Source organism: Commensalibacter sp. A3DC (assembly GCF_047307945.1).
GTDB classification, from domain to species: Bacteria; Pseudomonadota; Alphaproteobacteria; order Acetobacterales; family Acetobacteraceae; genus Commensalibacter; species Commensalibacter melissae.
Window position 1 is genome coordinate 1 of the sequence record NZ_JAXOQA010000046.1, and the last position, 14379, is coordinate 14379.

Sequence of the window (14379 nt, forward strand, 5' to 3'; positions counted from 1 at the left end):
TCAGTATTCCTTATTTTTATGATCGACAAGCTAATGCATTTGAAAGCGCTTGTCGAAAAGCATTGAATCAAGAATATGACTGGATTGGATTTTTGGATGCCGATGAATATGTATCACTAGAACACGATCTATCTATACAGGATTTTTTTAAAAGATTCTTACACTATAATGGTATTTCTTTAAATTGGAGAATTTATGGAAATTCAGATAGAGTTTTAAAGAGCAAAATTCCAACCTATGAAGCTTATACTAAGCACTGTGATAAAAATTTTTCCGATACTTTATTAACAAAATGTTTTATAAGGCCTAGAAATTACTCGTTTGAATATGAGAATCCTCATTATTTCAAAACAATCCCTCAAAATTATGCAAATGCGTGTGGATTACCTGTTTCAAACAAACGTGCTGATAGTGATACTGTTATATGGGATAATGCATGTATCAACCATTATATTAACCGATCGATGGAAGATTATATAATTAGAATTCAATACCGCCTAAATACAGATTTGATAAATTCAGAAGGTCGATGGAAGCATTTCAATAGAAATGATATACAACACGAAGAAAGAAAAGATTTCATCATAAAAGCCAATGAAATCTTAGTAACCCTTAAACAGGAATGTGTATATCGTTATATATTTGAAATTACGGGATCTTTTAACAAGAAAAAATCCAACAACAAGCAATCAAATTGTTTCAAACTTTGCTCAACAAAAGAACGGTATCTAGCTTTACATATGCGTGAAGGATATTTATTTAATTTTGAAAATATACAAAACATGATACCAATATATGGCGTTATATACAATCATAAACCAAATTTGATTTATCTTTTCTATAAAGAAAGCAATTCCATATCTACTATTCCTTTCATTATTAAATTTTTAAATAAATTTTCATCAACCTATCAATTTTCAGTTTGCTCAATTGATAATACACCTTACCATTCATTACAAACACCTTATTCTAAAAAATTTATGTCGTTAAATCCTGATACAGGTTTTTTTGGAGATGTAGATGTCAACAAAAACATTTGTAAGGAATGGGAATACCTTCAACTGAAATCAAAGGATTTAGAAATTAATTTCAATGTTTCACCTGATTCTGTACATGATCTATACAGTTTTTATAATTACTTATATCAAAATAGTGAAGATATAACCTATGCAGATTTTATCTTGGCATATAATCTTTTATCCAAAAAAGAACAATCTAAAATACATATACATAATGTTGGAAAAATTATAAGTTGGCTATAAAATAATTATTTTCAACTTCAGCCAATATATAGTTTCCTTATATTTAATATAATAAGTTATTAAATAATTATTTAAGATTTCATGTTTAAACTCAAAATATCGCAGACCCTTTTTTTCAACTCTGGTAAAACTTCCGTTTCAAAAAAAGGGTTCTTTTTTGCCCAAATTCTTGTCCGCCATGAAGGATGAGGAAGAGGCAAAAAATTAGGTAAATAATCCCGAAAATTCTTAACTCGTTCTGTTAGGCTTCCTTTTCCCAAGACATAATTTTGTGCATAAGATCCAACCAGAAGGGTTAATTCAATATCAGGCAATAATTTCAAAAGTTTGGCTCTCCATTGTGGCGCACATTCTTTACGAGGAGGTAAGTCCCCACCTCTTTCATAACTGCCTGGATAACAAAATCCCATTGGAATAATTGAGATCAATTGATCATTATAAAATAAGGATCGGTTAATTCCCATCCATTCACGCAAACGATCCCCCGAAGGATCGTTAAACGTTATTCCCGTTTCATGTGCACGTGTACCCGGAGCCTGTCCAGTGATTAACAACCGCACTTTAGACGAACCTACCTGCAAAATGGGTTTTGGACCCAAAGGTAAATCCCTGCAGATATGACAAGCCCGAACCTCTTTCAAAAGACGGTTTAAAGAGTCAGTCATTCTTTTCCCTTATTTCTGATAGGCGTTTAATAAATAATTGACAAATTCGGGAACCAATTCTGTTGCTGAACCTTGCCAAGATTCATCAAAATTTGATGTGCCCATAGAATGTTCCAGATTTAACTCGATTGTTTTCACTCGCCCCTGTACTTCGTTTACAAACCCAGCAGCCGGATAGACTACACCGGAAGTGCCAATGGCGACAAATAAGTTACAATCTGATAATGCCCTTCCAATTTCTTGCATATAATAAGGCATTTCCCCAAACCATACAATATCTGGCCGTAATGTCACAGCATGACAATATGGACAAGATGTATATGGAAAACATGACTTATGCCATTCCATACGTCGATCACATGTTGTGCATCTTATCTTGTACAATTCTCCATGCATATGATAAAGAAAACGGCTCCCGGCACGTTCATGTAAATCATCAATATTTTGCGTTATCAAAACCAATTCAGCTTCAATTTCTTTTTTCAAGACAGCCTGTTCAAGTTTCGCCAAGGCAATATGAGCGGCATTGGGTAAATATTTAGGCAAATTCGAACGTAACTGATTATAAAATTCATGTAATTTTTCAGGATTTTTCTTAAATCCTTCCAAAGTGCAAACTTCTTCCATATTATATTTCGCCCAGATGCCATTAGCATCACGAAACGTATCAAGACCCGATTCCTGACTGATCCCGGCTCCAGTTAAAACAACAATTTTATTCATTGCTCGATACTTCTTATAACATTTAATTCATAAAATTATTTTATGGTAAAAATAAACAAGTTTGATTAATTACGCTATATAAACCTAAATATCTTATATTTTAAAATATTATGTTATACTTAATTAAATAGTATTCTATAACTTAGTATAATGACCTTTTAAGTTTGAGATTTATCTAAATGAATTTAAATATTTTTAAACAATCTAATAAAATCGCTGTTCTTACTGGAGCAACCGGGGGGTTGGGCAAAAAACTTGTTTCTTACCTTTTAGAAGAACATTACAAAATTATTATGATTGCAAGAAATCTTGCGCAATTAGAACAAATTTCTCTCCATTATGGAGATAAAGTCATTATTCGTATTTGCGATATTTCTCATCTTAATGAAATACAATATTTATGTGAGGATATTAAAAAGCAATTCCATCACATTAATGCTTTAATCCATTGTGCAGGAAATATTTATCCAGGTTCGTTTTCAAATTTAAGTGATCAATTAATACTTAACCAACTTCAGGTAAATCTTAATGGAGCCATTTTTTTAACCAAGGGCTTACTTCCGCTTATGCGTAAAAAAAGCTCAATTGTTTTTATAAATTCATTGGGAGGTATTTTCCCCCTAAAAGACAGCGCATTATATTCTGCCAGTAAATATGGTTTACGTGGATTTGCCTTGGCGTTGGCCATGGAGCTCCGTCCCCGGAAAATATATGTTTCATCCATTTTTCCTGGCGCCATTGACACGCAAATGCTTCATAATGAAATGCAAAATGGAGGGTCTTTGCTTAATTTCTGCTCTCCACCTCTTGAACCCGAAATTGTCTGTAAAACAATTATGAAAGCCCTCAAGAAAAAAGGATTGGAATATTACATTCCCAAATGGTCAGGATTGCAAACTAAACTTTTGATGCTAAAACCATATTTTATCCTACGATTAATGCCTTTTGTGGAAAAGTTTTGTGAAAAAAGAAAAAAAAACTGGCAGAAAAATAACCTACATTCATAAGATCAATAAATTTATTGCGTGACGTATTTGAACCTTTTAAAACATGAATGGTTTATGTTAAATTTATTAATGATTGTTAGAAATGAGCAACGCACCTAATCAAACAGATTTCACACCGCCCACCAATATAGATTTAAAAAAATATATTCGTACTATTCCTAACTATCCTCATGAAGGCATATTATTTTACGATATCTCCACACTTCTACGCAATGCTGATGCCTGGCAGATTGCTTCTGCACGTATGGCACATGGAATTGCAGCTTGGCAACCCGATCTAATTGCCGGAATTGAATCAAGAGGATTTGTTAGTGCATCACCCCTTGCAACAGCATTAGGCTGTGGAATGATAATGATTCGTAAACCCGGAAAATTACCTGGAAAAACGATTTCAATTGATTACGATTTGGAATATGGACAAAATTGTATCCATATTCAGGAAGATGCAATCAAGCCCGGACAGCGCGTTGTTATTATTGACGACTTGCTCGCAACTGGTGGAACGTTGCAGGCCGCTATTAAACTTTTACGTAAAACTGGTGCCAATATCATCGGAGCAGCTGCCTTAATTGAACTAAAAAATTTAAAGGGACGCGAAAAAATTGACGTCCCCTTATTTTCAGCAATCACTTATAATGAATAAAGCTTCAATTATATTCAGCTTTGTTTTTCTCAATAAAATGTTCCAGCCAATGAATGGTATAGTCACCTTTCTGGAACTCTTTATCTGCCAATATTTTCTGCTGTAATGGAATGGTTGTTTTTACACCTGTCACAACCATTTCCTCCAATGCTCTTTGCATTCTTGCAATTGCGGTTGCCCTGTCATGTCCATAGGCAATTAATTTGGCAATCATACTATCATAATATGGTGGAATAGTATAACCAACATATAAAGCGCTATCCAAACGAACCCCCAGTCCACCTGGAGAATGAAAAACTTTGATTTTTCCAGGATTGGGTACAAAATTTTCAGGGTCCTCGGCATTAATACGGCATTCTATTGCATGTCCTTTAAACTGAATGTCTTTTTGGCTTAATTTTAATTTTTCTCCTGCAGCCACACGAATTTGCTCTGCAACAAGATCAACATCGGTAACCAGTTCGGTAACAGGATGTTCAACCTGTAAACGCGTATTCATCTCAATAAAACAAAATTGTCCATCCTGATAAAGAAATTCAAGCGTACCGGCATTTTTATATCCCAATTGCTGCATGGCATGAGTGGCAACTTTACCAATAAAATCACGTTCCTTTACAGTTAGACAAGGAGACAAAGCTTCTTCCAACACTTTTTGATGCCGTCTCTGCAAAGAACAGTCCCGCTCACCCAAAAATAAGACATTACCATGTTGATCGCCAATAATCTGAACTTCTATATGACGAGGTTTATCCAAATATTTTTCCATATAAACTTCGTCATTACCAAAAGCCATTTTTGCTTCAGCCCTTGCAACCTGCCACGCCTCTTCCAGCTCTGTTTCTGTAGAGGCAACTTTCATGCCGCGACCTCCACCCCCAGCAGAAGCCTTGATCAAAACTGGATAACCAATCTTATTTGCAACCTCTTTTGCTGTAGCAAGATCTGACAGGGCCCCATCTGAACCTGGAACCAGAGGAACATTGAATTTCTTCATGGTTGTTTTGGCCTGGATCTTATCACCCATCATACGAATATGCTGGGCAGAAGGACCAATAAAAACAAACCCATGCTCTTCAACCAGTTCGGCAAAATCTGCATTCTCGGAAAGAAAACCATAACCAGGATGAATTGCTTCGGCTCCTGTGATGGCTGCTGCAGATAAAATTGCCCTCTTATTCAAATAACTGTCTGTGACTGAAGGGGGACCAATACATACGCTTTCATCTGCCAAACGCACATGCATTGCATCTGTATCCGCAGTTGAATGCACAGCAACGGTTTTAATGCCCATTTCACGACATGCCCGTAAAATACGAAGAGCAATTTCTCCACGATTCGCGATTAAAATCTTTGAAAACATTTTATTCAATTACCGCCAGAACCTCACCATATTCTACTGGATCACCGGAATTAACAAGCATACGCGTCAATTTTCCTGATTTATGGGCACGAATTTGATTAAACGTTTTCATCGCTTCAATAAGCATGATGATCTGTCCAGACTGAACCTCTTGTCCAACAGTTACAAAAGGGGGGGCAGAAGGTTCCGGCGTTAAATAGGCCACACCAATCATTGGACTTAGCAGCGCGCCAGGATGTTTAGAGAGATCTTCTTCCTGTTTGGCATCATCATTATTAACCGTTACAGGCACAGGCGCGGAATTCATGACAGGAGCCATGGAAACGGGAGCTGTTACTGGACTTGCGTTAACGGTAATATTCTTTACGACGCGAATATGCTGATCCTTTTCGGAAACCTCGATTTCTGTTAACCCTGTTTCAGTTAAAATATCAGCCAATTTACGAATAACTTCTACATCTACGAGCATTTTGCTCATCAACTATCCTCTTCCAATATAAGATTTGCCAACGCAGCCAAGGCCAAGGCATAACCCTGAATACCCAATCCACAGATTACCCCTGTCGCCGCATGAGAAACATAAGAATGATGCCGAAATGATTCCCGGCGGTAAATATTTGATATATGTACCTCTATAACAGGTAAATCAACTGCCAGTAAAGCATCTAAAATTGCTATAGAAGTATGACTATATGCTCCTGCATTAATGATAATTCCCTTTGCTTTTCCCCTACACTCCTGAATCCAGGAAACAAGTTCCCCCTCATCATTGGATTGGCGAAAATCAATTGCTATTTCGAGCTGTTCTGCATTTTGAATACAGATTTGTTCTACATCATCCAAGGTTGCATGACCATACACATTTGGCTGACGCATTCCTAACATATTTAAATTAGGACCATTCAAAACATATACGAGGGGCAATTCCATCACTAGTTATTCATGCCTTTAATCAGGTTTAACACTATATGAATTTAAAAAGCCTCTCTTATAAACAGTCAACAAATTAATTAAATTTTCTCTTAATTTTTTGATAAACTATGTCTATTTATATCATTTCAGCCAGAAACAATAGATTAAACAAATTATTTGCCATATGTGCGTCAATTGTATTAGCGTAAAGTTACAAAAGCAAATCTTTTCATTTTTTTGCCATTTTTTTTCTCTAGCTTTTAACATGGTTTATATTAACTTAAAGGAATTATGGCGGTTTTCTTAATCATTATGATCAAAAAACGCTATAATAAACAGGGTATATGAAACGTCGAAATAAATTACTGGCTTTGTCACTTGTTATCGGATTAAATGTTCAATCCATGCAAGTATATGCTAACTCCGGTTCTCATAAGATCACCTCTCACCGGATTCGAAAATTAAAGAAAAGAGTGATGCCCTACACTCTTCACAAAAATAGACATCCTGCAGACATGATCATCAGTACAGATGAAACAGCTTTTCAAAGCGGTATTGCCAGCTGGTACGGTGGGCGACATACGCAAAGACGTAAAACAGCCTCTGGCTCAACATTCAACAACCAGAATTTTACCGCAGCTCATCCTACCCTTCCTTTGGGAAGCAAAGTGTTGGTTAAATCAGAAGATACAGGGCACTCAGTCATCGTCACCATTAACGATCGTGGCCCTTTCGTAAAACATCGCATTATTGATCTATCAAAAGCTGCTGCAGCAAAAATTGGCATGTTAAGCCGGGGAACTGCCCATGTAACAATTAAACCCCTGAATAATATCGAAGTTGCTGAAACTCCCCAATAATTTTCTATGACTATGGTATCTTGTTAGAAGCCTCGCTTCTATCTAAGATATATCCTTCTATCTGGGCATTGAACTGAGCGCCAACCAGAACAACATAGCAGGAAACCAGAAACCACATCATAACAGCAACCACGGTTCCCAATGGGCCGTAAGTACTTGTAAAATTTGCAAAATGGGCAACGTAATAAGAAAAAGAAAAGGCAGCCAACAACCATAAAATTGTGGCGATAAAAGCGCCTGGACATGTCCAACGCCAATGCACGTTGGAACGGCAGGGCCCAAAACGGTAAAATAAAGCAAAAGTCCACGTTGCAAAAAGAAAAACAATAATGTTACTACTTATTCTCACCATATTGTAAGCAGGAAAGTAATCTGTAAGAATATTTAGAAATTGATATGGCAAAATATTCAAAATTGCCGGTAAAGCAACAATAACCGCAAGGGTCATAATCGTTCCCAAAATAGCGCAGAATGTCAAAACAACAGATAGAACCTGAAATTTCAAGAAACTCCGTGTCTCATGCGTATTATAGGCAACGTTTAGCCCCGTAACCAAACCCTTTGTCCCAATGGATGCAGACCAAAGAGCGAACAAAATGGAAACAACCAATTGTATTGTTAAAGTGGAATGGGTTTGCTCGACAATACTGTTAATCATTTCCTGTAAAAAAACATAAACATTCGGGGGGAAAAAATGTTGTAGAAATTCCAGTTGTGGCTCAACCGTTTGTGGATCAAAAACCAGCCCATAAATGGAAATCAAGCTACTTATAGAAGGAAATAGCGACAAGGTAGAAAAAAATGCGCAACCAGCTGCAACCAGCATATATGGACCATCAATTAGTGTATGAATGGTCGCCATTATAATTTTTATCCATCCATGAAATGATATCTTTAAAGGGGAATGATGTTTTTCAACAAAAATATGACTTTCAGAAGACCGATCCAAGTCTCGCATTACTTCTTTTAAACCTCAATCAAATATTAAAAAATTATTCTAAAAATTTTATTCGTACCCATAAGAAATATGACTCTACAAAACCATAATGTAATGTAAATGATAGAGTAATATTATCCAACCCCGTCAATTCTATTAACCAATTCATGACATAAAAATAAAAATCTAAAATACTCTGTTAACTAATCCAATGAATATCAATTTTGTTTATATATAATCAATATAATATCAGATATGTAACAGTTGCATTGATTGTCTCATTTAATCAACGTGTCAGCAAAAATAAGGCCTGTTCCCCAAAAAAATTGGCCAAACGTATTGAACGTCGCCAGGGGGCCTTTTCCCCCTCGCCATGATCATCAATAGCCATCCACTGACTAATATGATATCCCTCTTGTTTACATAGTGATACAAAATCTGTTAAGGTACAGGGATGAATATTCGGCGTCTCAAACCAATGGGTTCCCCATACTTTTGTCATGGGCATATGTCCTTTAAGAAGCAGTTGCATTCTTACAGTCCAATGGCCAAAATTTGGAAATGAAACAATAGCATACCGTCCTATTCGCAACATTTGTTGCAAAACTTCACGTGGGCGATTAACCGCCTGTAGAGTCCTCGATAATACGACATAATCAAAACCATCCGTGGGATAATTCTGCAAGTCAAAATCTGCGTTTCCCTGAATTACAGATAAGCCTTTACTTACCGCCTTGGTAACACAGGACATATCCAACTCTATTCCTCGTGCATCACATTGATGATTACAGCACAGATAATCGATTAATGTACCATCACCACATCCAATATCCAGTATTGTTGAATTTTGCTGAATCATGTCAACAATACAACATTGATCAAGACGCATTATTTTCCAATTGCCTCTGTCTTTTAATTCCTGCCAGAAAACCGCTGATTACATGATCAAGATCCGGTTCATCCAACAAGAAGGCATCATGCCCTTTATCACTTACAATTTCAACAAAAGAAACCTTGGCTCCAACACGATTTAATGCCTTGACTATCACTCTTGACCGTGAAGTGGGAAAAAGCCAGTCAGAAGAAAAACTGATAACACAAAATCTGGATTTAACCTGTGAAAATGCCTTGACCAGATCCCCATCATAAGCTTGGGACAAATCAAACCAATCCATTGCCCGGGAGATTGTCACATAAGAATTTGCATCAAAACGTCTCACAAAATTCGATCCCTGATAATGCAAATAGCTTTCTACCTGAAACATTTCCCCGAAAATTGGTGACGAAGAATCTATCATTGTTTCTTGCAATCTCCGTCCAAATTTTCGGTTTAATGCATCTTCTGACAAATAGGTAATATGTGCCATCATACGTGCTACAGCCAACCCTCTGGATGGAATAACACCATATCGCCAATAATCTCCATTTTGCCAATCGGGGTCTGAAAATATGGCCTGTCTTCCCACTTCATTAAATGCAATATTCTGTGCCGAATGAAAAGACGAGGTGGCAATTGGTATAGCTGCATAAACTTGATCTGGATAGCTTACCGCCCATTGCAATGCCTGCATTCCTCCCATTGAACCACCGATAACGGCAAATAACTGATCAATTTTGAAATGATCGATTAGAAGTTTTTGGGCATTGACCATATCCCCAATGGTAATTGCAGGAAAGTCTATTCCCCAATAGCCTATTTTCTGATGATCTGTTCGTATGGAACGTGGTCCTGTCGTTCCCATGCAGCTTCCTAAAACATTACTACAAATTATAAAATATTTGTCTGTATCAATAGGTAGCCCAGGACCAACCATTCTGCTCCACCAACCAGGTTTCTTACTGATTGGATTAATACCTGTAACATACTGATCGCCAGTTAAAGCATGACAAATCAAAATTGCATTATCCTTGGCTGATGACAACTTTCCATAAGTCTGATATGCAATTTCCAAGTGGTTTAGTTTTTGACCATTTTCCAAAACAAGTCCTTCAGCAAAAAGTAATTTCTGAATAGATTCATTTTGTGTTTCGTCAGCTGCAACCTGTTTAATCCCTGAAGTTACCATAAATAATACAGGTATCCTTTTTACTATAAAATATGAAAATCCATCCCAAAAATCATCTCTTTGCCATAAACTGCACTATCTTATATAATCATTTGAAATTAAAAATGTTATCTCTGTATAAGTTAGGTTTTTTTAAAAGTTCATCTATTAATATCAAATATTCTTGTTTAGAAAAAGGCCTTAATAATTATGAATAAAAAACTTGTTGTATTTTGTATAATCAGTGCCTTTGCTTTTACTGTCCAATCCTCTTACGCAGTTTCCCATCATACGAAAAAAAACAGAAATTATCAAAATCCAAAATCAGGAAGAGTCGTTTTAACCCCCCAACCTGCGAACAATTTTTCAACAATTGCATATAACTTGAATAAAACCGATATTAATTTTGCTGTTCAACATGGTGAGAAACCGCTTATCCTTATTGGCAATGCAAACCTCTCCAGCACAAAAAAACCGCAAACTGTTCTATTTACCCAGTTACAATCCGCCAGTCTTTGTGGGTCTGGAGGCTGTACCACCACAGCCTATCTTAACCGTAACAATCATTGGGTAAAAATACTCGATTCTGTTACTGGCAATATTGAAATAAAAAAAACATCCCACAAGGGGATGCATGATTTGATAGTTGAAGGTTCAGATATCTGGATATGGAATAAAACAACTTATGTTGAAACCCAACAGGGACCCAATCTAAATGAATTAAAAAAATCCATTCATAAATATCAAAAAAATAGACCTAAATAAGCGATATAAACACATTAACTATATATATCGCCAAGAATGATCCTGATTAATAACTCCCGATAACCTTTTCAATTTCCTCTGGTTTATCATGGATGCCAAAACGGTCAATGATAGTCGCCGTGGCATCATTCATTCCCTGAACCTCCACTTTTATACCACGTTGGCGAAAATGAATGACAACCTTATCCAATGCCATCACTGAACTTACATCCCAAAAATGCGCATGGGTTAGATCGACTGTAACATTCTTAATCTCTTCCTTGAGATCAAAATTATTTATAAAACGATCAACCGTTACAAAGAATATATGACCATTCACTTTATAAATACGGGACTGATCTTTTTTTTCTGATTTAATCAGCATGAAATGTGAAACCTTGCTTGCGAAAACAAGAGAGGCAACCAGCACGCCTGTTAATACTCCATAGGCCAGATTATTTGTTCCAACCACAACACAGACCGTTAGAATCATGACAATATTGGTAGAAAGCGGATATTTTTTTAAATCAAGAATTGAACGCCAGGAAAAAGTACTAATAGAAACCATGATCATCACAGCCACCAAGGCGGCCATAGGAATCCGGGCCACCCATTCCTTTAAAAAAACAACAAGAATGAGCAAGAAAATACCAGCCACCAAGGTAGATAATCGTCCCCTTCCCCCGGACTTGATATTAATAACCGATTGACCAATCATGGCACATCCAGCCATACCGCCCAGAAAAGCAGTACAGATATTGGCAATTCCCTGCCCCTTACACTCACGATTTTTATCACTTGAAGTATCCGTGAATTCATCAACGATCGTTGCTGTCATCATGGTTTCAAGTAATCCTACCGCTGCCAGTCCAGCAGAATATGGTAAAATGATCATGAGGGTATGAAAGTCCAAAGGAATATCTGGAATAGCCAAAATTGGTAAAGAACCTGGCAATTTACCCATATCACCCACCGTTGGAATATTTAAACCATAACCTATTGAAATGGCGGTCATTATAATAATACATATCAAGGGAGACGGTATTAATTTCGTTAAATAAGGGAAAAGGTAAATAATTGCCAATCCACCACCAACAATCACGTAAACATGCCATGTCACATGCACTAATTGCGGAAGCTGTGCCATAAAAATCAAAATTGCCAACGCATTTACAAAACCAGTCACGACAGAATGGGAAACAAAACGCATTAATTCACCAAGTTTCAAATATCCGGCAATGATCTGAAAAATACCTGCAAGAATTGATGCAGCGAGTAAATAACTCAATCCATAAGTCTTTACCAAAGGCCCCATCAGTAAAGCCATTGAACCCGTCGATGAGGATATCATTCCAGGACGTCCGCCAAATAACGAAATGACACAAGGAATGGCAAAAGCCGAATAAAGTCCTACACTCGGATCAACCCCAGCAATAATGGAAAAAGCAATTGACTCTGGTATCAGGGCCAATGCAACCACAATACCAGATAGAATATCCGCACGAATATTTCCAAGCCATTCTTGTCGATTACAAGACAGCAACATATTATAATCCTATAAATATTTTTAAATTGAAAAATTAATCAATAACAGACTGATCGCATCAATCCTGTTTCTGTTTTTTTTAAAAAAACAGAAATAATAAAATTAGTTACACAGTGCTAACTTAGGGCGGCGTTAAAACAAACATTCCGATTCAACAAAACAATAAGAATTTAGTTTTAAAATCAATCAATCTAGTAACAAAAACTAATAATTTATAATTAAAAATATTCACAGAATCAATACGTAAACGCTTTTTCTATAAAAATGCCACTTTCAGAACAATAAAATATAAATATCTATATCAGAAAATAATTAATTTCTATTCACCATTTCTGGATTGGGAAAAAATTCACCATAACGCCATGAAGTATGAAAGATTTCTGGCTGTCCATCCCTTCTAATATACAAATCATATAAATTCCTATCGGAAGAAATATATTCACATATTTTACACATGACCTGGTAATTATCCTGTAACAGATTAATCAATTTCTCCAGGTCATTATCAGGTTCCGTCAAATAACTGTTTATTTTGGCAAATAGACTTTCAGAAAGATTGATAAATCTTGGTAAGTCCAAATTATTCTGCCTATTGTTTTCAGAAAATTTCTTGGTTTTGAGTATGGAATTCACCTTATCATATTCCATATAAATTTTATGAATTTTATCCCATATAATCTTTGCGTTTTTAAAATCTCTCATTCCCTTATTCATGAAACAGGGGCAAATTGATCCAAAATAAAATACGGAATCAACAACATATTTAACAAAAATATAATACCAATTATCTTTTTGTTCGTACATTTTATCAAATACGTTACTATAAGCAACTACCAGATCTGATATGACCGAATTATAAAATGCCATACGTTCTTTTATGTCTTGACCATTTTTTTCCTGTGCAAGGACATCAACTATAAACGTGTTTTCAATGCACATCAAATCTATACCACTTGAATAAACTGGATCCAAAAAAATGCATGCATCCCCTGTTAATGCCCAATGATTTTCAGAGATACAGGGCTGCGCAATAGATGCGTATTTTCTCAAATATTTAAAATCAAGGATGGAAAATTGTTTCTTCAGCAAATAATCATAAAAAACCCTTTCATGCGTTTTTAACCATTCAAAGGTTTTTTCCAAATCCGATAAACTGTCAAATTGATGAATATTCTCACTAAAACATATTCCCACACTGGTCGTATGATCAGAAAGCCGAAGCACCCAGATCCAATATCCCTTTCCATCAATATGTAAGGAACTGTAGCTTCTATCCATGCCATAAAAAGGGTTATCTTCTTCTGCCGGATAGATTTCATCTACCAGAACAGCCCCCTTGACTCTAAACCAGACTGAAGAATTGGGTAAATTACCTTTGCTTGATAAATTATACTTCCTGGAAATAACTTTTTTCCGTCCGGATGCATCAACAATCCAACGAGAATTAATGATTTTCTGGACTTTGCTCAATTCAACTACGTGGATTCTTTTAAAATGCCCCTCATCCTCAACATCAAGAAAACGCGTATTTTGTAAAATATCAATTTTATCTTGTAATAATGAAAAAAAATGATTTTCCAGTTTGCCACGTTTAAATTGATAGGAATTTTTTTGGGGAAAATTTCTAATTCCCATTTCTTTATAGAGTTCATCATTTGTATAAATAAACCGCATT

Annotated in this window: 14 protein-coding genes and 1 pseudogene; 5 read left to right on the top strand and 10 right to left on the bottom strand. The window is 36.0% G+C overall.

The annotated features are described in order from the left end of the window. A pseudogene (locus tag U0839_RS06395) lies at positions 1-1262 on the top strand (hypothetical protein); the annotation flags it as partial. A gap of 71 nt (positions 1263-1333) precedes the next feature. Here the strand turns inward: U0839_RS06395 and U0839_RS06400 are convergent. Both U0839_RS06400 and U0839_RS06405 read right to left on the bottom strand, forming a co-directional pair. Beyond that, positions 1334-1927 carry a uracil-DNA glycosylase family protein gene (locus U0839_RS06400; RefSeq protein WP_155568699.1) on the bottom strand — a complete coding sequence of 198 codons (594 nt, stop codon included), beginning with the start codon at positions 1925-1927 and terminating at the stop codon, positions 1334-1336. Between the two features lie 9 nt (positions 1928-1936). Next, positions 1937-2650 (bottom strand): NAD-dependent deacylase, encoded by a 714-nt coding sequence (locus U0839_RS06405; RefSeq protein ID WP_413550311.1) that lies wholly within the window; start codon positions 2648-2650, stop codon positions 1937-1939. 179 nt (positions 2651-2829) lie between these two features. Here U0839_RS06405 and U0839_RS06410 point away from each other — a divergent pair, with 179 nt between their 5' ends. Then, positions 2830-3657, top strand: a complete 828-nt coding sequence (locus U0839_RS06410) for an SDR family NAD(P)-dependent oxidoreductase (protein WP_110439257.1) — start codon at positions 2830-2832, stop codon at positions 3655-3657. An 82-nt stretch (positions 3658-3739) separates the two neighbouring features. Further along, entirely contained in the window at positions 3740-4300 is a 561-nt protein-coding gene (locus U0839_RS06415; protein ID WP_110439256.1) for an adenine phosphoribosyltransferase, read from the top strand. Between the two features lie 4 nt (positions 4301-4304). Here U0839_RS06415 and accC read toward each other — a convergent pair whose 3' ends face one another. Genes accC through aroQ form a run of 3 tightly spaced genes read right to left on the bottom strand, consistent with a single transcriptional unit; the run spans position 4305 to position 6590 of the window. After that, the gene (gene accC, locus U0839_RS06420; RefSeq protein WP_413550312.1) at positions 4305-5660 is read right to left on the bottom strand and encodes an acetyl-CoA carboxylase biotin carboxylase subunit; all 1356 of its coding nucleotides are present in this window, start codon (positions 5658-5660) and stop codon (positions 4305-4307) included. 1 nt (position 5661) lies between these two features. Further along, a complete protein-coding gene (accB, locus tag U0839_RS06425) occupies positions 5662-6138 on the bottom strand; it encodes an acetyl-CoA carboxylase biotin carboxyl carrier protein (RefSeq protein ID WP_110439254.1) in 477 nt (158 codons plus the stop codon). Next, positions 6138-6590, bottom strand: a complete 453-nt coding sequence (gene aroQ, locus U0839_RS06430) for a type II 3-dehydroquinate dehydratase (protein ID WP_110439253.1) — start codon at positions 6588-6590, stop codon at positions 6138-6140. Before aroQ ends, accB begins: the two co-directional genes overlap by 1 nt. A gap of 326 nt (positions 6591-6916) precedes the next feature. On the opposite strand from aroQ, the gene U0839_RS06435 reads away from it, so the two are divergent. Beyond that, entirely contained in the window at positions 6917-7432 is a 516-nt protein-coding gene (locus U0839_RS06435; protein ID WP_196424188.1) for a septal ring lytic transglycosylase RlpA family protein, read from the top strand. Positions 7433-7442: 10 nt separating this feature from the next. Here the strand turns inward: U0839_RS06435 and U0839_RS06440 are convergent, their stop codons facing one another. The 3 genes from U0839_RS06440 to metX all read right to left on the bottom strand — a co-directional run bounded on the left by U0839_RS06440 (position 7443) and on the right by metX (position 10435). Beyond that, a complete protein-coding gene (locus U0839_RS06440; protein WP_110439252.1) occupies positions 7443-8390 on the bottom strand; it encodes a YihY/virulence factor BrkB family protein in 948 nt (315 codons plus the stop codon). Between the two features lie 265 nt (positions 8391-8655). Continuing rightward, entirely contained in the window at positions 8656-9258 is a 603-nt protein-coding gene (gene metW, locus U0839_RS06445; RefSeq protein WP_122122823.1) for a methionine biosynthesis protein MetW, read from the bottom strand. Further along, on the bottom strand, positions 9248-10435 hold the full coding sequence (gene metX / locus U0839_RS06450) for a homoserine O-acetyltransferase MetX (protein ID WP_155564781.1): 1188 nt from the start codon (positions 10433-10435) through the stop codon (positions 9248-9250). The genes metW and metX overlap by 11 nt, the downstream gene beginning before the upstream one ends. 189 nt (positions 10436-10624) lie before the next feature. On the opposite strand from metX, the gene U0839_RS06455 reads away from it, so the two are divergent. Next, positions 10625-11179: a hypothetical protein gene (locus U0839_RS06455; RefSeq protein WP_110439249.1), complete on the top strand. Its 555-nt coding sequence runs from the start codon at positions 10625-10627 to the stop codon at positions 11177-11179. A 46-nt stretch (positions 11180-11225) separates the two neighbouring features. On the opposite strand, the gene U0839_RS06460 is transcribed toward U0839_RS06455, so the two are convergent. Further along, positions 11226-12701 (bottom strand): SulP family inorganic anion transporter, encoded by a 1476-nt coding sequence (locus U0839_RS06460; RefSeq protein WP_370533572.1) that lies wholly within the window; start codon positions 12699-12701, stop codon positions 11226-11228. Between the two features lie 315 nt (positions 12702-13016). Next, positions 13017-14379: NAD(P)/FAD-dependent oxidoreductase (locus U0839_RS06465; protein ID WP_413550314.1), on the bottom strand; the 1363-nt coding region annotated here is incomplete at its 5' end.

What these genes read in the sequence shown, in the direction of transcription:
- U0839_RS06415 (WP_110439256.1), top strand. Translation starts at nt 3,740, where the DNA reads ATGAGCAACGCACCTAATCAAACAGATTTCACACCGCCCACCAATATA.
- U0839_RS06405 (WP_413550311.1), bottom strand. Translation starts at nt 2,650, where the DNA reads ATGAATAAAATTGTTGTTTTAACTGGAGCCGGGATCAGTCAGGAATCG.
- U0839_RS06435 (WP_196424188.1), top strand. Translation starts at nt 6,917, where the DNA reads ATGAAACGTCGAAATAAATTACTGGCTTTGTCACTTGTTATCGGATTA.
- metW (WP_122122823.1), bottom strand. Translation starts at nt 9,258, where the DNA reads ATGCGTCTTGATCAATGTTGTATTGTTGACATGATTCAGCAAAATTCA.
- accB (WP_110439254.1), bottom strand. Translation starts at nt 6,138, where the DNA reads ATGAGCAAAATGCTCGTAGATGTAGAAGTTATTCGTAAATTGGCTGAT.
- aroQ (WP_110439253.1), bottom strand. Translation starts at nt 6,590, where the DNA reads ATGGAATTGCCCCTCGTATATGTTTTGAATGGTCCTAATTTAAATATG.
- U0839_RS06410 (WP_110439257.1), top strand. Translation starts at nt 2,830, where the DNA reads ATGAATTTAAATATTTTTAAACAATCTAATAAAATCGCTGTTCTTACT.
- accC (WP_413550312.1), bottom strand. Translation starts at nt 5,660, where the DNA reads ATGTTTTCAAAGATTTTAATCGCGAATCGTGGAGAAATTGCTCTTCGT.
- U0839_RS06400 (WP_155568699.1), bottom strand. Translation starts at nt 1,927, where the DNA reads ATGACTGACTCTTTAAACCGTCTTTTGAAAGAGGTTCGGGCTTGTCAT.
- metX (WP_155564781.1), bottom strand. Translation starts at nt 10,435, where the DNA reads ATGGTAACTTCAGGGATTAAACAGGTTGCAGCTGACGAAACACAAAAT.
- U0839_RS06455 (WP_110439249.1), top strand. Translation starts at nt 10,625, where the DNA reads ATGAATAAAAAACTTGTTGTATTTTGTATAATCAGTGCCTTTGCTTTT.
- U0839_RS06440 (WP_110439252.1), bottom strand. Translation starts at nt 8,390, where the DNA reads ATGCGAGACTTGGATCGGTCTTCTGAAAGTCATATTTTTGTTGAAAAA.